This is a genomic window from Streptomyces monticola (assembly GCF_042665355.1).
Lineage (GTDB): Bacteria > Actinomycetota > Actinomycetes > Streptomycetales > Streptomycetaceae > Streptomyces > Streptomyces monticola.
This window is the reverse complement of sequence record NZ_JBHTCF010000002.1, coordinates 81,702-104,447: the sequence shown is the minus strand read 5'-3', so window position 1 is coordinate 104,447 and position 22,746 is coordinate 81,702. Positions and strand designations below refer to the sequence as shown.

Annotated in this window: 14 protein-coding genes; 4 read left to right on the top strand and 10 right to left on the bottom strand. The window is 69.7% G+C overall.

The window, feature by feature from the left end; translation table 11 throughout:
• The first annotated feature begins 46 nt into the window (after positions 1 to 46).
• Positions 47 to 2,047, top strand: coding sequence for a rhamnogalacturonan lyase (locus ACFQVC_RS05930; RefSeq protein WP_381827274.1), 2,001 nt, complete (start codon positions 47 to 49; stop codon positions 2,045 to 2,047).
• A 129-nt stretch (positions 2,048 to 2,176) separates the two neighbouring features.
• The gene (locus ACFQVC_RS05925) at positions 2,177 to 2,680 is read left to right on the top strand and encodes a hypothetical protein (protein ID WP_381827272.1); all 504 of its coding nucleotides are present in this window, start codon (positions 2,177 to 2,179) and stop codon (positions 2,678 to 2,680) included.
• A 60-nt stretch (positions 2,681 to 2,740) separates the two neighbouring features.
• Here ACFQVC_RS05925 and ACFQVC_RS05920 read toward each other — a convergent pair whose 3' ends face one another.
• The 3 genes from ACFQVC_RS05920 to ACFQVC_RS05910 form a co-directional block, all read right to left on the bottom strand.
• Positions 2,741 to 3,748, bottom strand: a complete 1,008-nt coding sequence (locus ACFQVC_RS05920) for a LacI family DNA-binding transcriptional regulator (protein WP_381827270.1) — start codon at positions 3,746 to 3,748, stop codon at positions 2,741 to 2,743.
• Positions 3,749 to 4,021: 273 nt separating this feature from the next.
• Positions 4,022 to 5,722 (bottom strand): glycoside hydrolase family 6 protein, encoded by a 1,701-nt coding sequence (locus ACFQVC_RS05915; protein WP_381827268.1) that lies wholly within the window; start codon positions 5,720 to 5,722, stop codon positions 4,022 to 4,024.
• Between the two features lie 36 nt (positions 5,723 to 5,758).
• Positions 5,759 to 7,243, bottom strand: a complete 1,485-nt coding sequence (locus ACFQVC_RS05910; RefSeq protein ID WP_381827266.1) for a cellulase family glycosylhydrolase — start codon at positions 7,241 to 7,243, stop codon at positions 5,759 to 5,761.
• A gap of 359 nt (positions 7,244 to 7,602) precedes the next feature.
• Here ACFQVC_RS05910 and ACFQVC_RS05905 point away from each other — a divergent pair, with 359 nt between their 5' ends.
• Together ACFQVC_RS05905 and ACFQVC_RS05900 are read left to right on the top strand one after the other, a co-directional pair.
• Complete coding sequence (locus ACFQVC_RS05905; RefSeq protein WP_381827264.1) at positions 7,603 to 10,518, top strand: glycoside hydrolase family 48 protein; 2,916 nt, start codon at positions 7,603 to 7,605, stop codon at positions 10,516 to 10,518.
• Positions 10,519 to 10,649: 131 nt separating this feature from the next.
• Positions 10,650 to 12,977 carry a WD40/YVTN/BNR-like repeat-containing protein gene (locus ACFQVC_RS05900; protein ID WP_381827262.1) on the top strand — a complete coding sequence of 776 codons (2,328 nt, stop codon included), beginning with the start codon at positions 10,650 to 10,652 and terminating at the stop codon, positions 12,975 to 12,977.
• Positions 12,978 to 13,013: 36 nt separating this feature from the next.
• On the opposite strand, the gene ACFQVC_RS05895 is transcribed toward ACFQVC_RS05900, so the two are convergent.
• The 7 genes from ACFQVC_RS05895 to ACFQVC_RS05865 form a co-directional block, all read right to left on the bottom strand.
• Positions 13,014 to 14,813: a rhamnogalacturonan lyase gene (locus ACFQVC_RS05895; protein WP_381828250.1), complete on the bottom strand. Its 1,800-nt coding sequence runs from the start codon at positions 14,811 to 14,813 to the stop codon at positions 13,014 to 13,016.
• 191 nt (positions 14,814 to 15,004) lie between these two features.
• Positions 15,005 to 16,048 carry a rhamnogalacturonan acetylesterase gene (locus ACFQVC_RS05890; RefSeq protein ID WP_381827260.1) on the bottom strand — a complete coding sequence of 348 codons (1,044 nt, stop codon included), beginning with the start codon at positions 16,046 to 16,048 and terminating at the stop codon, positions 15,005 to 15,007.
• 17 nt (positions 16,049 to 16,065) lie between these two features.
• Positions 16,066 to 18,795: an exo-rhamnogalacturonan lyase family protein gene (locus ACFQVC_RS05885; RefSeq protein ID WP_381827258.1), complete on the bottom strand. Its 2,730-nt coding sequence runs from the start codon at positions 18,793 to 18,795 to the stop codon at positions 16,066 to 16,068.
• Between the two features lie 90 nt (positions 18,796 to 18,885).
• Positions 18,886 to 19,458, bottom strand: coding sequence for a hypothetical protein (locus ACFQVC_RS05880; protein WP_381828248.1), 573 nt, complete (start codon positions 19,456 to 19,458; stop codon positions 18,886 to 18,888).
• A gap of 94 nt (positions 19,459 to 19,552) precedes the next feature.
• Complete coding sequence (locus tag ACFQVC_RS05875) at positions 19,553 to 20,410, bottom strand: carbohydrate ABC transporter permease (protein WP_381827256.1); 858 nt, start codon at positions 20,408 to 20,410, stop codon at positions 19,553 to 19,555.
• Complete coding sequence (locus tag ACFQVC_RS05870) at positions 20,407 to 21,411, bottom strand: carbohydrate ABC transporter permease (RefSeq protein WP_381827254.1); 1,005 nt, start codon at positions 21,409 to 21,411, stop codon at positions 20,407 to 20,409. Before ACFQVC_RS05870 ends, ACFQVC_RS05875 begins: the two co-directional genes overlap by 4 nt.
• Positions 21,411 to 22,694, bottom strand: a complete 1,284-nt coding sequence (locus tag ACFQVC_RS05865; RefSeq protein WP_381827252.1) for an ABC transporter substrate-binding protein — start codon at positions 22,692 to 22,694, stop codon at positions 21,411 to 21,413. The genes ACFQVC_RS05870 and ACFQVC_RS05865 overlap by 1 nt, the downstream gene beginning before the upstream one ends.
• Positions 22,695 to 22,746: the final 52 nt, after the last annotated feature.

The following is a 22,746-nucleotide window of genomic DNA, read 5'->3' as shown; positions in this document are numbered from 1 at the left end:
CGGCGGCGACCAGGAGACGCCACCGTCCCCCACCGAGAAGGCCCCGATGAGCCGCAGATACCCGTCATCCCTCTCCCTCTCTCCCCCGTCGCCCTTGTCCCCCCGCACCCCACGCCGCCACCGCCGGCCGGGCAAGCTCGCCTCGGCGCTGCTCGCCGCCTCCCTGGCCGCCGGTGGCGGCACCCTCACCGCGCATCAACTCGCGGGCGCCGCCGAGGAATCGACGCCCGCGGCACTACCCGCGTCACTGCCCGCGCCCGCCAACAGCGCGGCCAAGGCACTCGCCGCGGCCCGCGTCGCCGAGAAGCTGGACCGCGGCCTGGTCGCGGTGCCCGCCGACGGCGGTGTCCTGGTCACCTGGCGCATGCTCGGCGACGACCCCGATGACGTGTCCTTCGAGCTGTACCGCGACGGCACCCTCGTCGAGGAGACCCGGAAGACCAACTTCCTGGACACCGGCGGCGCCACGAATGCCACGTACGAGATCCGGGCCGTCGTGAACGGCGCCGAGCAGCCCGGCGAGAAGGCCGGCGTATGGAGCGAAGGACGCCTGGACATCCCGCTGCAGAGACCCCCGGGCGGCACGACCCGCGACGGCGTCGCCTACACCTACGCCGCCAACGACGCCTCCACCGCCGACCTCGACGGCGACGGCCGGTACGAACTGGTCCTGAAGTGGGTGCCGTCCAACGCCACCGATGTCGCCAACTCCGGTACCTGCACCGGCCCGACGGTCTACGACGCCTACGAGCTGAGCGGCAAGCGGCTGTGGCGGATCGACCTCGGCACGAACATCCGCAGCGGCTCGCACTACGACTCGTTCCAGGTGTACGACTACGACGGCGACGGCAGGGCCGAAGTCGCGGCGCGCACCTCAGACGGCTCCGAGGACGCCGCGGGCACCGTCATCGGCGACGCGGACGCCTCCCATCTCGCCGACAACTGCGCCGTGTTGAGTGGTCCCGAGTACCTGTCCGTCTTCAACGGGCAGACCGGCGAGGTGATGGACTCGGTGCCCTTCGAGCCCGCGCGCGGAGCCGTCTCCGACTGGGGCGACACCTGGGGCAACCGGGAGGGCCGGCTGCTCTCGGCCACCGCCTACGTATCCGGTTCCCGACCGAGCATGATCTTCAGCCGTGGCATCTACGAACGCGTCGCCCTGGCCGCGTACGACTGGAACGGCACCGATCTGACCCGCCGCTGGAAATTCGACTCGCACTCCTCGACCAACTACGGCAAGGGCTACGACCAGCAGGGCAACCACAACCTGGCGGTGGCCGACGTCGACGGCGACGGCAGGGACGAAGTCCTGTACGGCGCGATGGCCGTGGACGACGATGGCAGCGGCCTGTGGACCACCAAGCTCGGCCACGGCGACGCCCTGCACGTCGGCGACCTCGACCCGGCCCGCCCCGGCCTGGAGTCCTTCAACGTCCATGAACACACCGGCTCCGCCTACGGCTACGAGATGCACGACGCGAAGACCGGCACGGTCCGGTGGGGCGCCAGGACCGGCACGGATGTCGGCCGTGGCCTGTGCGCGGACCTGACGAGGTCGTCCGCGGGCGCCGAATGCTGGTCGTCCGGCGGCGGACTGTTCGCCGCCGACGGCACGAAGATCAGTGACAGCGTCCCGTCCTTCAGCGGCGCGGCCTCCTACAACGCGGCGATCTGGTGGGACGGCGACGCCCATCGCGAACTCCTCGACCACCGCTGGTCCGGCACGGCCGGCTCCGGCTACGGACAGATCCTCAAGTACGACGGGGACAGCGAACTGACCCGTATCTGGTCCGACACCGAGGCCCGCTCCAACAACTGGACCAAGGGCAACCCGGCACTCTCCGCTGATCTGCTCGGGGACTGGCGCGAGGAGATGCTCTGGCGCAACGCAGACTCCACACAACTGCGCCTCTACACCACCCCGCACCCCACCGAGCACCGGCTGCCGACCCTGATGCACGACCCGGTCTACCGCCTCGGCGTCGCCTGGCAGAACACCGGCTACAACCAGCCGCCGCAGGTCGGTTACTACCTCGGCAGCAAGTGAGCGAGGGTGTTTGCGTGACATGATCACGTCTGGATACGCTGCGTCTGCTCTCCGTGCGTTTGACCGCGTACGGGACGAAAGGGCGCGTGCGGGTGTCAACTCGGCCGCGCCACACGCACGTTCACCATCTTGGGGGTACTCCACCAGATGACATCCGGTTTCCAGCGTCTCCTGACCATCGCGTGCACCGCGTCCCTCGCCCTCGGCGGGGCCCTGGTCACCGGGCCCCAGGCCCAGGCACAGGAGCAGAAGTGCGGTGGCGACACCTTCCTCAAGGAATTCGACACTCCGAACGAGAACATAGACGTCGAGTACGCGTACTGCGTGACGTACGAGAACGGCGTCTACAACGCGAGCGGATACGGCCGCGTCACCGACGGCGGCGGCGCGCGCAAGGTCGATTCCTTCGTGGTCAGGTCACGGCTCGAGAAGAACAACCACACCGTTCAGTCGACCCGGTGCAACTACACCAAGGCCATCAACAACGCCGAGACGACGAACATCGACTGCGACTCGTCGGGCGCCGTCGGCCCGGGTTCCTTCGCCGGTGACGGCGAGATCTGGGTCGACCTCGAAGGCGACGGCAAGGGCGGCCGCTGGTACGGCGTCGAGGGCTCGGCCCCGATGTCCTGACCCCGGCGCCACCGCGAAGAGCCTGACCATCCCGCCCTGCTACGGCAGCGGCACCGCGGGTCAGCCGGGCACAGGTCCCGTGCTGGCCCGCACCGTCAGTTCGGGGGCGATCAGTTCGACGCCGTCCGTGCCCCGGGCCGCCAGCTTGGCGACGGTGTGCTCGACCGCCTGCCGGCCCATCTCGTGGGCCGGTATCGACACCGACGTCAGCCGCACCGAAGCGCTCAGGGCCAGCTGGTCGGGGCAGATCGCCATCACCGAGACATCCTCCGGCACCGCGCGCCCCTGCTGGCGCAGCAGGGCGAGCAGCGGTTCCACCGCGGCTTCGTTCTGCACGACGAACCCCGTGGTGCCGGGCCGCTCGTCGAAGATCCGGGCCAGCGTGGCGGCCATCGCCCCGTAGCCGCCCTCACTCGGCCGGTGCAGCAGCCGCAGGCCGAGCTCGCGGGCCGCGCCGCGCAGACCGTCGAGGGTGCGCTCGGCGAATCCGGTGTGCCGTTCGTACACGGCGGGCGCCTCACCGATGACAGCGATGTCACGGTGGCCGAGCCCGCCCAGGTGTTCCGCGCACAGCGCACCGGTCGCCGCGAAGTCCAGATCCACGCACGTCAGCCCCGTGGTGTCGGCCGGCAGCCCGATCAGGACCGCGGGACGCTCACTGGCGCGCAGCAACGGCAGCCGCTCGTCGTCGAGTTCGACATCCATCACGATCATGGCGTCGGCGAGACCGCTGCCGGTGACACGGCGCACGGCCGCCGGACCCTCCTCGCCGGTCAGGAGCAGGACGTCATAGCCGTAGGCACGGGCCGTGGTGGTGACGGCGAGCGCTATCTCCATCATCACCGGCACATACATGTCGGTACGCAGCGGCATCATCAGGGCGATCACATTGGACTTGCTGCTCGCCAGCGCGCGGGCACCCGCGTTGGGGTGGTAGCCGAGCTCCTGGATGCTGCGCTCGACCCGCTCCCGGGTACCGGTGGAGATGGACCGCTTGCCGCTCAGCACATAACTGACGGTGCTGGCCGAGACTCCGGCGTGCTTGGCGACCTCGGCTAGGGTGACCATGCGGCTCTCCTGGGCTTGGCGGCCCCGGCGACGAATCGCTTCGATCTTCGTCGCCGGGCGGTGCTCCGGTGTGAAAGTGCAGTTGAGGGCTCCGACCCTAGTTGGATGGTTCTGAGACTGTCCAGGGGTTTGTCGAAGCGCTTCGATTGGCGCTGCGACCCTCCGCCCACCGCCCCGACTGCCCTTGCGGGCAGCCCACTTGGACGATGGTGCGGGGGTGAGCCGAAGCGCTTCGGCTCACCCCCTACTGCTGCCGCCGGGTGCGCCCGCGCTCTACAGCGCCGGGTGGGCGTTCTTCATGAGCTCCTGGAACTGCGCGGAGAACCAGTTCCCGGACAGCGGCGCGTCCGGCAGCGCGCCCGACTTGTTGTAGTTGTTGCGCGGATTGCCCTCGTAGGTCGGGTCACACATACGGTCGAAGCCCTTGCCCTCGTCGTTGGGGATCTCCTTGCTGGCCCCGTCGGACTCGCCGGGCGGCTTGACCCACACATAGGCGTCGATACCGGCCTCGGGTGCTGCCTTGGGCCGTTCACCGAGGCCCGCCCCCGACTGGTTGCACCAGTTGCCGACGTGGATACGGCGGTCGTAGCGCCCGCCGTCCACGTAGGTGTCGACGCTGGTCTGCGGGCCGGGCCCGGCCGGGCGTGCGGCGCCGCCCCAGCCGTTGCGGGAGGTGTCGATGAGCATGCCGATGTCGGACTTGAAGCCGGCGGTGACCAGCTGGTTGCGGAAGGCCTGCGCGTAGGACACCTCGTCGGTGTAGCGGTTCCAGTCGACCCACTTCGACTCGCGCACGGACTTGCCCGCCACGGTGTCGCCGATCTTGAAGTTCTCCTCCTTCAGGGCGCTGTAGTTGGCGGTGTTGGTGATGAAGCCGTGCACCTTGTCCACCGTGCTGCCCTCGGCGGTCGCGCCCTCCTTGAGGATCTGCGCGGTGGCGGCGAAGTTGTCGTCCCAGCCGATCCAGCCGTGGTGTCCGGCGTCGACGTAGTTGTAGACGTTGGGCACGGCGCCCAGCTTGTTCAGGGCGTAGCCGACGCCCTTCACGTAGTTGCCGTTGGCCTTCATCACGTCGCACTGCGGAGTCGCGGTGGGGCGGCTGCCGGTGTTGGTGACGAGGTTGGGCAGGGAGTCGATCTCGACGGTGGTGACGATCCGCAGATTCGCGTACTTGGAGTCGCCCATGATCGCGGCGATCGGGTCGATGTACTGGGTCTTGTACTTGTCGATCTCCGTGGGGCCGAGTTCACCGTTGGAGGCGAGCGCGGAGCAGTCGCGGCCCGGCAGGTTGTAGATGACCACCTGGATGACTCCGGCGCCCTGGGCGAGGGCGGCGTCGAGGTGGGCGCGCAGGCCCATCTTGCCGTTCGCGCCGTTGATCGCGGCGGTCCGGTCGAGCCATACGGCGGTGGGCTGATTGGCGATCCTGCTGCCGCCCGGCTCGGCGGCCGCGTTCTTCGACCAATCGGGGTTCACATACACCTTGGCGCCTGCGTAGGGGTTGTCCACGCGGGTGCCGGGCTGCGGATCGGTCGGGTCGGGGTCGGGATCGCCGCCGCCGTCGTCGACGTTGCAGGTCACCCCGTTCAGCTTGAAGGTGGCGGGCAGCGCGTTGGTGCCGTCGTAGGAGGCGTTGAAGCCGAAGCTGACCGAAGCGCCGGTGGCGAGCGAGCCGTTGTAGGACTCGTTGGCCGCGGTGACGGCGCTGCCGCTCTGGCTGATCTTGGCGTTCCAGCCCTGGGTGACCTTCTGGTTGCCGGTGTAGGACCAGTTCACGGACCAGCCGCCCTTGGCGGCCCCGTGATTGGTGAGGGTGACCGCAGCGGTGAAGCCGGAGCCCCACTGGTTCTGCACTTTGTAGTCGACGGAGCAGGGGATCGCGGCGGGGCCGACGTCGCTGACCGCGGCGGCGGTTCCGCCGGCGCCGGTGGTCAGCGCGAGGGCGGCGAGTAAGGCGATTCTCTTGCGGCTCATGGGTTGGGGTCCACTTCGTCGGTGACGGGATGACGGTTACTGCTGCCGGGCTGCGAGACCGCGCAAGTGGTCGCGCAGCCCGATTCCGTACGACGTGGGGGTGCCGTCGTAGGACGAGATGAGGGCCGGCCCCGAGTTGCAGTTCCAGGTGTTCCAGGTCCAGCCGAGGTAGGAGAGGCCGCGGTCGTCGAACCACTTCATGACGCGGTCGACGAAGGCGTGCGCGCAGGTGTTCTCGCCGATCTCGCCCGCCACGAGGGGGACTTGGGCCGCGACCGGCGCGAGCTGGGCGTCCCAGCAGCTTTCGCCCGCGCAGGCGTTGAAGTTGTACACGTGCCAGGCCGCGGCGAGATTGCCCGCCGGGTCGCTCGGCCGGTACTTGAGCCACTGGCTCAGGTCGTTGGAGTACGCGACGCCCGGGACCAGGACCAGGTTCTGGGCACCGGTGGCGCGTACCGCCTCCAGGAGGTCCTGCATGCCGGCGACCTCGTAGCCGATGCCGGGGCAGTCGCCGCCGTCGCGCCAGCAGGCCCAGGCCTGGTCCGCGGTGGAGGTGGCGCGGTCCGGATAGGGCTCGTTGAACAGATCGAAGACAACGGCCTTGTCGTCCTTGAAGGTGTTCGCCACCGAGGTCCAGAACGACGGTGTGTACTGCATGTTGGGCATCGGCTTCTGGCAGCTGGCGTGCACATCGGAGCAGCCGGCCGAGTTGCCGGTGTACTGGCCCCAGGACCAGTGCAGTTCCAGGACCGGGGTCATGCCGTGCGCCTCGATCCGGGTGACCAGGTCCTTGACCGCGTTGATGTAGTTGGCGCCCGCGTACTCGGGTTTGATGTTGGACAGGCCCAGCCAGCACTCCTCGTTGAGGGGGACTCGGACGGTGTTGGCCTTCCAGTCGGCGATCGCCTTGACCGCGGCGTCGTCGACGGGCCCGTCCCAGATGCCGTAGCCCTGGACGCACATGAACTCGCCGCCGGAGCGGTTGACGCCGAGCATCCGGCGGGTGGCGCCGTTCTGGTCGACCAGCTTGTTCCCGGCGGCCTTCAGCTGCGGCGGGTTACCGGCGGGCGGCGGGTCGGTGGGGTCGGGGTCCGGATCGCCGCCGCCGTCCACGTTGCAGATGGTGCCGTTGAGCTTGAAAGCCGTGGGCTGGCTGTTGCCGCCCGAGCGGGAGGCGAGGAATCCCGCGGTGACGCTCTGGCCGGTGCCGAGTGCGGCGTTCCAGCTCTCGTTGGCCGCCGTGACGGCGGTGCCGGACTGGGACCACTTGGCGTTCCAGCCCTGGGTGACCTTCTGGCCGTCCGCGAAGCCGAAGGACAGGCTCCAACTGCTCATCGCGGACGTGTTGTTGGTGATTTTCACCGATCCCTGGAAGCCGCTGTCCCACTGGTTGGTGACGGAGTACTCCACCGTGCAGGCGGGGGCGGCCCCCGAGGCCGTGACAACCGGCACCAGTACGGCCCCGACAAGGGCGACCGCACCGGTGACGGCTAAAAGTACTGAACGCGGGGGGTGTCGCATGAGCGACTCCTTGCAGATCAGGCACGCCGGGGCGGCATGCCGACTGATGGAATCGCTCCCACTGGTGGCCAAGAAGCTAGCGCCAAAAGGGGCGGCTGGGAACAGGGCGGCACCGGCTTCCTGACGGCCGGTGGCGTTTCGACCCGTTGTGCTCCCTGTCGAATAACTTCGACTCTTTAAGAACCTTGACCCCCTCTTCCCCTCTCCCCATGATGGGAGCGCTCCCACTGGTCAAGGCTTGTCTGCGTTCTTGTACGCCTCTCTTCTCGCCCCCTGCTCCTCCCTGCTGCACCCCCGCTTCACCCCCTGTTCCCCTCTCCCTCCCTTCCTGCCTCCGAGCCGCAAGGAGAGCCAAGGACATGAACCGCAAGGGCAGACGGAGCGCCGCACGGCGGTTATGGACCGCAGTCGCCGCGGCACTGATGCTCCCGCTCACCACCCTGGCCACCGGCCACTCCCCCGCACAGGCGGCGGCCGTCGCCTGCAGCGTCGACTACAAGACCAACGACTGGGGCTCCGGCTTCACCGCCGAACTCACCCTCACCAACCGGAGCACCGACCCCCTCGACGGCTGGACCCTCGGCTACGCCTACACCGGCGACCAGAAGCTCACCAACGGCTGGAACGGCACCTGGTCACAGTCCGGCAAGAACATCACCGTCAAGAACGCCGACTGGAACGGCAAGGTCGCCGCAGGCGCCGCCGTGACCACCGGCGCCCAGTTCTCCTACACCGACCGCAACGCCGCCCCCACGGCGTTCACCGTCAACGGCACCGCCTGCACCGGCGCCCACAAGGCCCCGGTCACGGTCCTGACGAGCCCCGCCGCGGGCGCCGTCTACAGCCAGGGCGACAGCGTGCCGCTCGCGGCCACCGCGGCCGCCGCCGACGGGGCGACCATCGAGAAGATGGAGTTCTACGACGACACCACTCTCCTCGGCACCGACAGCAGCGCGCCGTACACACTCGCCAAGGACGACCTGGCCACCGGCACCCACTCCCTGTACGCGAAGGCGTACGACAGCATGGGCGCCGTGGGCGAGTCCGCCCCGGTCGGCATCACCGTCGCCGCCGGTCCCGCGATCGTCGCGACGCCCGCCCAACTCGGCCTCCAGCAGGGCAAGTCGGGCACCTTCGACGTGAAGCTGTCCACGCAGCCGGCCGCCAACGTGACGGTCACGACCGCGCGCACCGCGGGCAACACCGGCCTTTCCGTGACGGGCGGGTCGAGCCTGACCTTCACCCCGTCGAACTGGAGCACCGCGCAGAAGGTGACCATCGGCGCCGACTCGTCGGGCACCGGCGCGGCGACCTTCACCGTGACCGCTCCCGGACATGCCAAGGCCACCGTCACGGTGACCCAGCTGGCCGCGTCCAAGCAGTACGACGCCCGCTTCCTGGAGCTCTACGGGAAGATCACCAACCCGGCGAACGGCTACTTCTCGCCCGAGGGCATCCCGTACCACTCGGTGGAGACGCTGATCGTCGAGGCCCCCGACCACGGCCACGAGACGACGTCGGAGGCCTACAGCTATCTGCTGTGGCTGCAGGCGATGTACGGCAAGGTCACCGGCGACTGGTCGAAGTTCAACGGCGCGTGGGAACTCATGGAGAAGTACATGATCCCCACGAAGGCGGACCAGCCGACCAACTCCTTCTACACACCGGGCAAGCCCGCCACCTACGCGCCCGAGCACGACCAGCCCTCGCAGTACCCGGCGCAGCTCGACCCCGGTGTCTCCGTCGGCCAGGACCCGATCGCGGCCGAGCTGAAGAGCGCGTACGGCACCGATGACGTCTACGGCATGCACTGGCTGCAGGACGTGGACAACGTCTACGGCTACGGCAACGCGCCGGGCAAGTGCGAGGCGGGCCCGACCGACACCGGACCGTCCTACATCAACACCTTCCAGCGCGGCCCGCAGGAGTCGGTGTGGGAGACCGTCCCACAGCCCACCTGTGACGCCTTCAAGTACGGCGGAAAGAACGGGTACTTGGACCTGTTCACGGGCGATGCCTCGTACGCGAAGCAGTGGAAGTTCACCAACGCCCCCGACGCCGACGCCCGTGCCGTGCAGGCCGCCTACTGGGCGGATGTCTGGGCCGAGCAGCAGGGCAAGGGCTCCCAGGTCGCGGGCACCCTCGCCAAGGCAGCGAAGATGGGCGACTATCTGCGCTACTCGATGTACGACAAGTACTTCAAGAGAATCGGCAACTGCACCAGCCCCTCCTCCTGCCCCGGCGCCACCGGCAAGGACAGCTCGCACTACCTCATGTCCTGGTACTACGCGTGGGGCGGCGCCACCGACACCTCGGCGGGCTGGGCCTGGCGCATCGGATCCAGCCACACCCACGGCGGCTACCAGAACCCCCTGGCCGCCTACGCCCTCAGCTCCTACGCCGACCTGAAGCCCAAGTCGGCGACCGGACAGGCCGACTGGGCCAGGTCCCTCGACCGGCAGCTGGAGTTCTACCGCTGGCTGCAGTCCGACGAGGGCGGCATCGCGGGCGGCGCGACCAACAGCTGGGCGGGCCGGTACACCACTCCCCCGGCCGGGACACCGACGTTCTACGGCATGTTCTACGACGAGAAGCCCGTGTACCACGACCCGCCGTCCAACCAGTGGTTCGGCTTCCAGGCGTGGTCCATGGAGCGCGTCGCGGAGTACTACCAGCAGAGCGGCGACGCCAAGGCCAAGACGGTCCTGGACAAGTGGGTCAAGTGGGCCCTGTCCAAGACCACCGTCAACCCGGACGGCACCTACCGCATCCCGTCCACGCTGCAGTGGTCCGGCAAGCCCGACACCTGGAACCCGTCAAGTCCCGGTGCGAACACGGGACTTCATGTCACCGTCGCCGACTACACCGACGACGTCGGGGTGGCCGCCGCGTACGCCAAGACGCTGACGTACTACGCGGACCGCTCCGGTGACACCCAGGCCGCGGCCACCGCCAAGGCGCTCCTGGACGGCATGTGGAACCACCACCAGGACGCCCTGGGCATCGCCGTGCCGGAGACCCGCGCCGACTACAACCGCTTCGACGACGCCGTGTACATCCCCAGCGGCTGGAGCGGCACCATGCCGAACGGCGACGCCATCAACTCCTCGTCGACGTTCGACTCGATCCGCTCCTTCTACGAGGACGACCCCAACTGGTCGAAGGTCGAGGCATATCTGCAGGGCGGCGCGGCGCCCACGTTCACCTATCACCGGTTCTGGGCGCAGGCGGATATCGCCCTCGCCCTGGGTGCGTACGCGGAGCTCCTCGAGTAGGTCCCGCCTCCCGCTCCGCGTGCCGGGCCGGACGGTCCTCCGCCAAGAGGCCCGTCCGGCCCCTCCCCATGCCCACCGCCCCGCCCCGATCACAGGCCCCTTCCCCCCCTCGCCCCCACGAAGGACACACCATGCGTTCGCTGCTGCACGCGCCCAGAGCACGCACCCTGCCCGCCCTTGTCGCCCTGACCGCCGGCGTCCTCGCCGCGGGGCCCGTGACCGACGCGGCCCCGGACACCGCCGTGGCCGCCGTGAACGTGGCCGCCGAGCCGTACCGGTGGAAGAACGTCCGTATCGACGGCGGCGGCTTCGTGCCGGGCATCGTCTTCAGCCGCACCGAGAAGAACCTCGCCTACGCCCGCACCGACATCGGCGGGGCCTACCGCTGGCAGCAGGCCACCAAGTCCTGGAAGCCGCTGCTCGATTCCATCGGCTGGGACGACTGGGGGCACACCGGTGTCGTCAGTCTCGCCAGCGACTCCGTCGACCCCAACCGGGTCTACGCCGCCGTCGGCACGTACACCAACAGCTGGGACCCGAAGAACGGCGCCGTCCTGCGCTCCGCCGACCGGGGCAGGACCTGGAAGAAGGCCGAGCTGCCGTTCAAGCTGGGCGGCAACATGCCGGGCCGCGGCATGGGCGAGCGCCTGGCCGTCGACCCGCACGACAACCGGATCCTGTATCTGGGCGCGCCCAGCGGCAAGGGCCTGTGGCGCTCCACCGACTCCGGCGCCACCTGGAGTCAGGTCACCTCCTTCCCCAACCCCGGCGACTACCAGGAGAATCCCGCCGATTCGAGCGGCTACGCCTCCGACAACCAGGGCGTCGTCTGGGTCACCTTCGACGAGTCCACCGGCGGCCCCGGCACCACGAAGACCCGGACCGTCTACGTCGGTGTGGCCGACAAGGACAACGCCGTCTACCGCTCCACGGACGGCGGCGCCACCTGGTCACGGCTCGCGGGCCAGCCCACCGGATTCCTGGCGCACAAGGGCGTCCTGGACGCGAAGAACGGCTACCTCTACCTCGCCTACAGCGACAAGGGCGGCCCCTACGACGGCGGCAAGGGCAAGGTGTGGCGCTACGCCACCAGAACCGGGCAGTGGCAGGACATCAGCCCGGCCGCCGAGGCCGATACGTACTACGGCTACAGCGGCCTGACCATCGACCGGCAGCACCCCGGCACGGTCATGGTCACCGGCTACAGCTCCTGGTGGCCCGACACCCAGATCTTCCGCTCCACCGACAGCGGCGGCAGCTGGACACCGGCGTGGGGATACGGGTCGTACCCCGAGCGCGACAACCGCTACACCATGGACATCTCCTCGGTGCCCTGGCTGTCCTGGGGCGCCGACCCGTCACCGCCCGAGCAGAGCCCGAAGCTGGGCTGGATGACGGAGTCCCTGGAGATCGACCCGTTCGACTCCGACCGCATGATGTACGGCACCGGCGCCACGGTGTACGGCAGCGAGAACCTCACCAACTGGGACGACGCCGGCGGCAAGTTCACCGTCAAGCCGATGGTGCGGGGCCTGGAGGAGACCGCAGCCCTCGATCTGGCCGCGCCCCCGTCCGGCGCCCCGCTGCTCAGCGCGCTCGGTGACATCGGCGGCTTCCGGCACACCGACGTCACCCAGGTGCCGCCGCTGATGTACACCCGGCCGAACCTGTCCAGCACGACCAGCCTCGACTACGCCGAGTCCCGCCCGGACACCGTGGTGCGGGTGGGCAACGCCGACGCCGCGCCCCGGATCGGCTTCTCGGCCGACAACGGAGCCAACTGGTGGGCGGGCCAGGAGCCTTCGGGCGTGACGGGCGGCGGGACCGTGGCGGCCGCCGCCGACGGCAGCCGCTTCGTGTGGAGCCCCGAGGGCACCGGCGTCCACACCACCGCCGGGTTCGGCACCTCATGGACCGCCTCGACGGGAATCCCGCAGGGCGCGACCGTCGAAGCCGACCGCAGCGACCCGAAGGTGTTCTACGGCTTCAAGTCCGGGACTTTCTACGTGAGTTCGGACGGCGGATCGACCTTCACGGCGAAAGCCACCACCGGACTGCCCGCCGATGGCCCCGTCCGCTTCCAGGCGGTGCCCGGCAAGATGGGCGACATCTGGCTCGCGGGCGGCGCACCGGACGGGGCGTACGGCCTGTGGCACTCCACCGACGCGGGCGCGAGCTTCACGAAGGTGCCGGGCGTCGAGCAGGCCGACACCATCGGCTTCGGCAAGGCCGCGCCGGGAGCCGCCTACCCGGCCCTCTACAGCAGCGCGAAGATCGGCGGAGTGCGGGGCATCTTCCGCTCCACGGACACCGGGAAGAGCTGGGTGCGCGTCAACGACCAGGCGCACCAGTGGGGTTGGACCGGTGCGGCCATCACCGGCGATCCGAAGGTCTACGGCCGGGTGTACGTGGCGACCAACGGCCGCGGCATCGTCTACGGCGACACCGCGGCCAAGTAGCCGGAAGCCTCAGGAAGAGCACCTCGGGAAGCGGCGTCAGGGAGTGGTGACCGCGGGACGGGGAGCGGTCGCCATTCCCGCACCGATGTGGAAGCTCGGGTGCGGCGGCTGGTTGTAGGCGGTGTTCTGCCAGGCGAGCCCCGTGCGGTACATCGTGTCGTGCAGGAGCGTGGTGATCCGCCGGTCGGTCTGGTGCGGCGTCGAGTAGATCCGCAGCGCCCGGTTGTCGCTCGTCGCCCAGACCACCTCTTCGCGCCAGTCGCCCAGGATGTCCCCGGACAGCGCCGGAGTGGCCTTGGTGCCGTTGTTGGAGTGCACCGAAGCCCCGGTCAGCAGTCGGGTCTCCCCTGACGTGCCGTACTTGTCGATGCGGGTGCCGTCGAGGAGCTCACGGCTCGGGTCGCCGTCCCACCAGTTCAGGAAGTTCACGCTGGACGGCTCGCGGCCCTTGGCGGCGCCGGCCTCGTCACGGACCGCTGTGTCCGACGCGGACCAGACCTCGGCGCCGTCGTTGCCCGCCCAGATGTCACCGGCCACCCCGCGGCCGTTGTCGCAGCAGGCGGCCAGCTTCCAGCGCACGGCGCCGTTGGCGGGGTTCAGATACACCTCGGAAGGCTGCGAGGCCGACTCGGAGACCTTGAAGTACTCCAGGCCCGCCGTGCCCGGGTCGAGGTCGCCCAGGTGCTGGGCGTCACCGTGTCCCGTCCGCGCGGTCCACAGGCCGCTGCCGTTGTCGTCCACGGTCATCGAGCCGTACACGATCTCGTCCTTGCCGTCACGGTCCACATCGCCCACGGACAGACTGTGCGAGCCCTGCCCGTCGTAGCCCTTGCCCACGTTGGTCGAGGAGTTGGTGTCGAAGGTCCAGCGGCGGGTGAACCTCCCGTCCCGCCAGTCCCAGGCCGCGAGCACGCTGCGCGTGTAGTAGCCGCGCGCCATGATCAGCGAGGGCCTGGTGCCGTCCAGATAGGCCGTCCCCGCGAGGAAACGGTCCACGCGGTTGCCGTAACTGTCGCCCCAGGAGGCGACGTTGCCGCGGGCCGGGACATAGTCGACGGTGCCCATCGCGGCGCCCGTCCGGCCGTTGAACATGGTCAGGTACTCGGGCCCGGTGAGGACGTAGCCGGAGGAGTTGCGGTGGTCGGCCGCCGCGTTGCCGATCGCCTTGCCCTGGCCGTCCACCGTCCCGTCGGCGGTCTTCATGGCGACCTCGGCCTGGCCGTCGCCGTCGTAGTCGTACGCCTGGAACTGGGTGTAATGCGCGCCGGAGCGGATGTTGCGGCCCAGGTCGATCCGCCACAGGCGGGTGCCGTCCAGCTTGACGCCGTCGACGATGGTGTTGCCGGTGACACCGGACTGCGAGTTGTCCTTGGCGTTCGTGGGCTGCCACTTGAGGACGAAGTCGAGCGCGCCGTCGCCGTCCAGGTCGGCCACGGACGCGTCGTTGGCCTCGTACGTGTAGCCGGAGCCGCCCGCGGGCGGCGTGATCGGCACGTCCTTGTAGCCGGAGCGGAACTGCACGGCGTGCACCGAGTCGCCCTGCTCCTGGCCGTCGACCACGGCGCGGACCGTGTAGTCGGCGGAGTTGGGGGCGCCGGAGTGGAAGTAGTTCGTGGAGCCCGTGACCGGCGTCGAGTTGACCTTCGTACCGGCCCGGTAGACGTTGAAGGACACCTGGTCCGGGTCGGTGCCCAGCCACCGCCAGCTGACCAGGTTGCCGCTGCTGGTGTGGACGCTGACGACACCCCGGTCGAGGCCTTCGACCTGGCGGGCCGCCGCCGCGTTCGAGGTGTCGGGAAGCGTCACGAGGAAACCGGCGGCGAGCGCGCCCGCCATGGCCGCGCCGAGGGTCAGCCGGACGGGTGCGCGTCTGCGGTGGAGCGGTAAGCGGGGCATGGTTCCTCCTGTGCGGGTGCGGGTGGGTTTCGGTACGTCAGTTTCTTTCGGGAGAAGGGAAGTTGCAGGTGGGATCGGCTGCCGCCGGGTCGGGGCCCCGGTGTCGCGGGCTTCCTGAGCGCGGCGTCGTCCTACCTGTCACCGCCGGGGGCCCGGAGGTTGCCGGGCAGCGCGGCCCGGACGAGGGCGGCGAACTCGGTGGCGCCGCGCTGCGAGGTATGGGTGTTGTCGCGGGCCTCCGCGTACAGATACAGCGCCTTGGAGGCCTCGGGTCCGAGCTCCTCCACGCGCCGCTTGGTCAGCGCGGTGAGGTCGATCAGCGGGATGCCGCGCTCGGCCGCCAGGGCGCGCAGCTGTCCGGGCAGGTCGACACCGAGGCCGTTGACGTGCAGGGCGGTGCCGTTGTCGAGGGTGCCGTCGGCGTTGAACCAGCGCCGCACGACCGGGGTGACGAGCACGGGCCGGCCGCCGCGCTCACGGATCCGCTCGACCATCGTGGTGAGGTTGGCGCGGTAGACGGCGGCCGGGGTCTGCTTGTCGTTGTGGCCGAGCTGGACAAGCACCGTGTCGCCCTTACGGACCCTGGCCAGCAGCGCGGGGAACAGCTCCGGCTTGTCCAGGAAGGACTGCGAACCCTCGCCGGAACCGGCGTAGTTGGCGACCGCCGTGCGGCCGTCGAGGAACTGCGGCAGCTCCTGGCCCCAGCCGGTGTACGGGGCGGCGGCCTGATCGCAGACGGTCGAGTCGCCGGCCAGGAACAGCCGCGGGGCCCGGGGCGCCGGGGTGACCGTGAGACCCGTCAGGAGCGGGGCGGCGCCGCCTGCATACAGGTCGAGGCCAGGGCTTCCGGCCGGTCCTGTCGGCTCGCCCTCGGGGTCGCGGACGTCCACCGTGAAGGTACGGCGCAGCGTCTGGCCCGCGGTGGTCCTGGTCGGTGCGAGCAGTGTTCTGCGGGCCTCCGCGGTGAGGCCCGTCTCGCCCGCCGCCGCTCCCCCGATGACGGCCGAGACCCGGTACGTGCCGGGGGCGAGGTCGAAGTGGCAGGTGACGGGAGCCGTGCCGGTGCAGGGGCCCGGTCCGGGGCTCGCGTGGGCGGCGGGCAGGGTGACCGTGCTCGCGGCCAGTGCGGCCAGGGCGATCACGGCGGTGCGTCTCACGCGTACGGTGCGTCTCATGCGCAAGGTGCCTCCGTTCACGGCTTGGCGGGAATCTTGTCGCCCACGAGGGCGAGGTTCTGGATGGCCGCGAGGCCGAACAGGGCGGTCTCGTTGGTGCTGATCCGCGGGTGCTCGTAGCCGGGCTCCAGGACGGCCGGGCCCTCGACCTCCGTGCGCTCCCAGGTCCAGGAGCGGGTGAAGCCGTCACTGTCGTAGAACTTCTGCCAGGCACGCGCGGCCAGCTTGTCGTCCTTCAGCTGGGCCGCGGCGTAGGCGTCCTGGCGCGAGTGGCCCTGGAAGAGCAGCAGGCTGCCGAAGTCCTTGCCGTAGCGTGCGCTCTGCTCGGCCTTGGTGGCGTTGAAGTAGCGGCAGTAGTCCAGCCAGGCGTCCTTGAACTCCGGCAGGTCGATCAGGCCGATCAGCTCGGCGCACATCTCGACCAGGCCGAACATCGCCGACAGATGGGAGACCTCCACCTTCGGCGCGGAGGCGACGGCGAACCTGCCGGTGCTCAGGTCGTAGAGGCCGCTGCCCTGGATGAAGCCGTTGGGCTGGGCGGCGATGGTCTCCATCGTGGAGCGCAGCCGGGCCTCGGCCTTCTCGGCCTTGGGTCCCTTGCGTTCCCACTCGGTGAGCCACGCCGCGGCGAGACCGCTCCAGTCGGTGCCGAAGCCGATGGACAGGGCGTGCGGGTCCGGCTCGTACGGCTCGATGCGGACCTTGCGCAGCGGGTCGATGGCGAGGAAGGTCTCGTCGGAGTCGACCAGGGAGCGCATCAGGTCGCCGACGCGTTCGTCCGCGGTGAGGTAGTAGTAGGGGCGGCGGTAGACGGCGGTGGAGATGCGCTGCTGCTTGGCGCTGTCCGCGAAGTGCTGGACACCGTGGCGGGTGCCGAGGCCCGCCCATTTGCCCAGGTGGTAGACGTCGACTTCACCGGTGTGCCGGGTCATGGCCTCGGCGAAGCGGAAGATGTCGGAGCGGCCCGAGCGCAGATACGCGTACCAGAGCCACAGGTCGGGCGAGAGCTCGGAGTTGTCCCAGGCGTAGCCGCCGATGTCGTAGCGCCACTGGTGCCGGTCGGGGTCGTAGGTGTGCATGATGTCGCCGTAGTCCCAGAAGCCGTACCAGCGGCGCTGTTCGGCCTGGTCCTTGTAGTACGTGAAGAGGAAGTCGAGCTGGTCCTCGATCTTCGCCTTGGCGGGGTCGGTGCGGTCGACGGGCGCGAAGAGCCCGCCGAAGACTCCGGCGCGCGCCAAGTCCTGTGGAGCTGCGACAAGTTGGGCCGGGGTGCGGACGGTGTCGCACTGGGCGACGAGGGCGTCGGCGGACGGTGTGGCGGCGTTGGCCCAGAACATCAGCTCGCTGGTGCGGGCGATGCCATAAGGGGTGCCGAAGCCGGGCTCGTGGTCCTCGTAGGTGATGTTGAGGCCTTCGAGCTGCTTCGGGTAGGTGTCCTGGCCCAGGCCGTCGTGGTAGAAGCGCAGGTCCATGGGCTGCGCCTCGGGCGACCAGAGCCAGAGGGTGACCTCGGCCTCGTCGCCGGCGGCGCCACGGATGTCCAGCTGGGCGGGGTGCTTCTGCCAGAAGTCGCGCAGGCCGAAGGAGAGTCCGCCGCTGACACCGCCGACATAGCCGAAGCCGCCCGCACGGCCGCCGCCGCCCGCGGGAATCCAGCCGTGCCCCGGCTTGGTGCGCTTGCGCAGCGCGAAGCCGTCGGCCGACAGCTGCGTGAGCGTGTAGTCGCCCCAGGCGGGGATGTACTGCAGCCTGCTGGTGACCCGCTGGTCCCACGTCGAGGGGTCGGGCAGCTTCTGGCCCTTGACCTGCGCGGCGCGCACCGCCGCCCCCGGGTCGCGGCGAAGGCCTGTGACGCCCTTGACCGCCTCGGTGAGGAACCCCTTGCCCGCACCCGCGATCCGGATGTGCCGGTCGTAGGCCGCATCGCGCATCGGCACGGCGAAGCGCACGCCGATGCCGCGGATGAAGTCCTTGTCCTGGTCCCCGTCGAAGGTGAAGGTGTGCACCATACGGAACGACTCGGCGCCCGCGTAGAAGTAGAGCCGCACGCTGAACGGGAGCCAACTTCGCGCGCCCTTACGGTGTTTGCCGTCGATCCGGACCACGGCCCGCACCGGGCCTTCCTGCTCGACCTCGGCGCCGGAGATCTCGCCGTCGAACCGTTCCCACTTGGCGCTGCCCGTGTCGCCGTCGTCGGGCTCGCCCTGGCGCAGGACCACCAGGCGGCCGTCAGTGGCGACCGGGGTGGAGCCGCGACGCACGGAGCGCACCAGATGCTTGCCGTCGGTGCCGAGTTCGGCGGTGATGACACCGGTGTCGACGGTGATGCGGCCACCGGACCGGCCGACGGTGAGCTTCTTCTCCGGCGGGGCGGGGGTGCCGGCGGCGAGCCTGAACCGCTCGGCGTCGGCGCCGGGGCCGACGGCATGGGCCGTCCACTTCAGGGTGCCGTCCGGCCAGTAGGCGAGGGGCCAGCTCTGGACGGGCACCTCCTTGCCGTCGGCGGCGGTGATCGCGAAGTCCGTATCCGGCTCATGGACGCCCTTGGGCCAGGGCACGCCGAGGGTCGATCCGGGAGCGGCACCGAGGCGACCGTCCTCCAGCCAGCTGACGGTGACGGGTTCGGCCCTGGCCGCGCGCGGTGCGGCCTGGGCCGATCCGGCACCGGTGAGAGTCCAGCTGAACTGGGCGGCGGCACCGGCCGCGGCGGCCGCCTTGAGCAGGGTCCTGCGGGGAATCGGAGACATCGGCCATACCTTTCATGGACATGACATACGAGTAGAAGGGGGCGGCCCCGCCGCGCGCCGCCACGCCCGGCAGGAGCCGCGCTCAGTGCCTCAACGGTGCTGCGGCTGCCGCCGCTCCACCGCGAGCGCCGCCGCCGTGACCATCCCGAGGGCGGGTGCCGCCAGCGGCACCGAGAACCAGGCGGACGCCGCGACGACGGCGAATCCGCAGATCACGACCAGGGACCCGGCGGGATCCCGGACCGTGCGCCGGCCGGCGGAGGCGAGCAGCGCCCGCCACGAGCCGCCCGGGCGCCAGCACACGGCGGCCCGCACCACGGCCACCAGGGCGCCGAGCGTCGCGAGCACCCCGACCGCGCCCACGAACGGGCCGCCGGGCAGCACTCCCGCCCGTATCACCGTCAGGTCGACCCACAGCACGGCCAGCGCGCCGAGCGAGCCGAGCCCGACGAGCCAGCCGCGCCGGGCCGCGGCCCGCAGATCAGAGGTGAACTGCCGCCACCCGCCCCGCTCGTGGGCCAGGTCGCGGCGCAGATGCCCGGCCCCGGCGGCGAGGGCCGCGGGCAGGGTGACCAGAGGCAGTGCGGCCAGGGCGATCCACACGCCGGTGAGCAGACACTCGGCGAAGACGCCGAAGCGCTCCCCGAAGGTCCGCCGCGCCATGGCCCGCCCGGAGCCGGGCTCCGCAGCTCCGGCCTCCGCGGTACCGGCCTCCACAGCCCCGGCCTCCACAGTCCTCACGCTCATCGTCAGCCCCTCAGCCCTTCAGCCCGGAGGTGGCCATGCCGTCGATCAGATAGCGCTGGAAGGCCAGGAAGAACGCGAGCACCGGCAGCAGCGCCACCAGGGACATCGAGATCATGCCGCCGTAGTCGGCGACCCCTTCCTGGTCGACGAACATCTTCAGGCCCAGGGCGACGGTGTACTTGTCCGGGGTGTTGAGGTAGATCAACGGCCCCATGAAGTCGTTCCAGGCGTTGATGAACGTGAAGATCGCGCTGGTGATCAGGGCGGGGCGGCAGAGCGGCAGCATGATCGACCAGTAGATGCGCAGATGCCCGCAGCCGTCGAGCCGGGCCGCCTCGTCCAGTTCCTTCGGCAGGTTCCGCATGAACTGCACCATCAGGAACACGAAGAACGCCTCGACGGCCAGGTACTTACCGAGCAGCAGCGGCGCGTAGGAGTCGATCAGTCCCAGCTTCTGGAACAGCACGTACTGCGGGATGAGCAGCACGTGGTACGGGAGCAGCAGGGTGCCGATCATCAGCGTGAACATCAGGTTGCGCCCCGCGAACCTGATCCGCGAGAAGGCGTAGGCCGCGAGCGAGCACGAGAACAGCACGCCGAGCACCGAACCACCCGCGACGAGCACCGAGTTGACGAAGAACGTGGAGATCGGGATGTCCGCGATGCCCTCGGTGAGCCGGGTGTAGTTCTCGGTGACGACTTCGGTGGGCAGCAGATCCAGACTGCCGATGATGTCCTCGCCCGGCTTGAACGAGGCCCCGATCACCCACACGACGGGATACAGCACCACCGCGAGCACGGCGAGCGCGCCCACGTGCCACGCCAGCGAACGGGCGCCGCGCGTACGGAAGTTGGTGACGGCCGTCATCGGGCGCCCTCCTCGTAGTGCACCCAGTGCTTCTGGGACCAGAACAGGACCGCCGTGACCAGGGCGACGGCGAGCAGCAGCAGCCATGCCATCGCGGAGGCCAGCCCCATCCGGCTGTTCTCGAAGCCCTGGACGTACAGATAACAGGTGTAGACGAGCGAACCGTCCGCCGGACCGCAGGCGTTGCCGCCCGCGCCGCCGCCGACGATGTACGCCGAGGCGAAGATCTGGAAGGAGTGGATGGTCTCCAGGAGCACATTGAAGAACAGCACCGGGGAGATCATCGGCAGGGTGATGTTCCAGAACCGCCGCCAGGGTCCCGCCCCGTCCACCTCGGCCGCCTCGTACAACTCGCGCGGCACCTGCTTGAGCCCGGCCAGGAAGATCACCATGGGGGCGCCGAACTGCCAGACGGTCAGTGCCACCAGGGCGTACAGGATCAGATCGGGGTCGCCGATCCAGCCGCCGAGGTCGAGGCCGACGGCCCGCTGCACCCGGTCGACCACCGCGTCGTCCGAGAAGATCGCCTTCCATACGATGGCGACCGAGACGCTGGCGCCGATCAGCGAGGGCGCGTAGAACGCCGCCCGGTAGAAGCCCTGTGCCCGCCGCTTCTGGGCGAGCAGCAGGGCCACACCGAGGGCGAGCCCCAGCTTGAGCGGGGTGCCGATGACGACGTACCAGAGCGTCACCGAGACCGAGTGGCGCCAGCGCGGATCGGCGAACATCTCGCTGAAGTTGTCCAGGCCGATCCAGCGCGGGGCGTCGAAGAGGTTGTAGTCGGTGAACGCGAAGTACAGCGAGGCCACCATGGGGCCCGCCGTGAGCAGCAGGAAGCCCGCGATCCACGGCGACATGAACAGATATCCGGCGAGGTTCTCGCGCCGGCCGCGGCGCCGCGCGACGGGGTCGGGCGGAGTGGCCGCGGCCCGGCGGCGCCGTGGCCCGGCGTCCTCGGCGAGCGGCTCGGCCGCGGGAGCGTGTGTCACTGCGGTGCCCATCAGCCGCCGAGCGCCGTCTTGCACTCGGTGAAGAACTGCTCGACCGCCTCGTCCACGGACCGCTTGCCGAGGGTGAGCTCCTCGGCGATCCGCAGGAACGCCGACTCGCAGACGTCCGCGCCCGCCGGGTGCGGGGTGATCTGCTCCAGGACACCGGCGTCGACGAGGGACTTCTCGTACGCGGCTATCTCCTTGTTGACCGGGTCCTGCGGCTTGTAGGCCTCGTACTGTTCGGTGGTGGCGAGCACCCCGCGGTCATAGCCCATGATCTTGCCGACCCCGGGGTCGTGCACCATGAAGTCGATGAACTGGGCGACTTCCTTGGGGTGTTGGGTGCGCTTGGAGCCGCTGAGCATGAGCGAGCCCAGGTACTGGCCGGTCTTCTTGCCGTCGGTGGTGGGGATCGGCGCGAGGCCGTACTCGCTCTTGCCCTCGGCGCTGTAGCGGTTGGTGAAGTTGTCCCAGGTGAACTCGCCGGCCGCGAGCTCCGCGGTGACGGCGGACTTCGGCTTGTTCTGGACCACCTTCTCGGTGTCGGCGACGATGCCGGACTTGACTCCCCGCTCGGCCTTGGTCCACCACTTCGTCAGATCGGCCTCGGTGAAGCCGAGGCCCTTCTCGGTGAAGAACGCCTTGCCCTGCTGGCGCAGGACGAGGTCGTAGAGGTACATCACGCCGTACATGCCGCTGTCCGCCGCGCGGCCGCCCTTGTCGCGGATCTTCTTCGCGGCGGCGTCGAACTCGTCCCAGGTCCAGCCCTGCTCGGGCGTGACACCGGCCTTGGCGTACACCTTCTTGTCGATGACCAGGCCCATGGAGTTGGAGCCGACGGGCACACCGAGCAGCTTGCCGTCGACGACGCCGAACTTGTCGAGGCCCGCACGGAAGTTGTCCATGCTCAGGTTGCCCGCCTTGACCTGGGCGTTCAGATCGAGGAGCACATTGCGCTCGTCGTACTTGCGCAGAAAGCCGACCGCGTTCTGGAAGACGTCCGGCGGGTTGCCGCCGGAGGCCTGGGTGTTGAACTTCTTCCAGAAGTCGGGGTACGGCTGGAAGTCGGTCTTGACCTTGATCTTCGGATGCTTCTTCTCGAACAGCCGGATCGTCTCGATGATCCGCTTGGAGCGGTCCTCGGCACCCCACCACGCGTACCGGATCGTGACCGTGCCGTCCCCGGACCCGCCGCCGGCACCGCAGCCCGCCGCCAAGAGGCCGAGCGCGGCGACCGACGCACCGGTCACTTTCAGCAGGCGACGCCTGTCAACACCCTTTTTCGAACCCATAGTCCAGCCTCCAGGCGTGCGCGAAACAGTCGTTGAAACGTTTTAGGAAAGC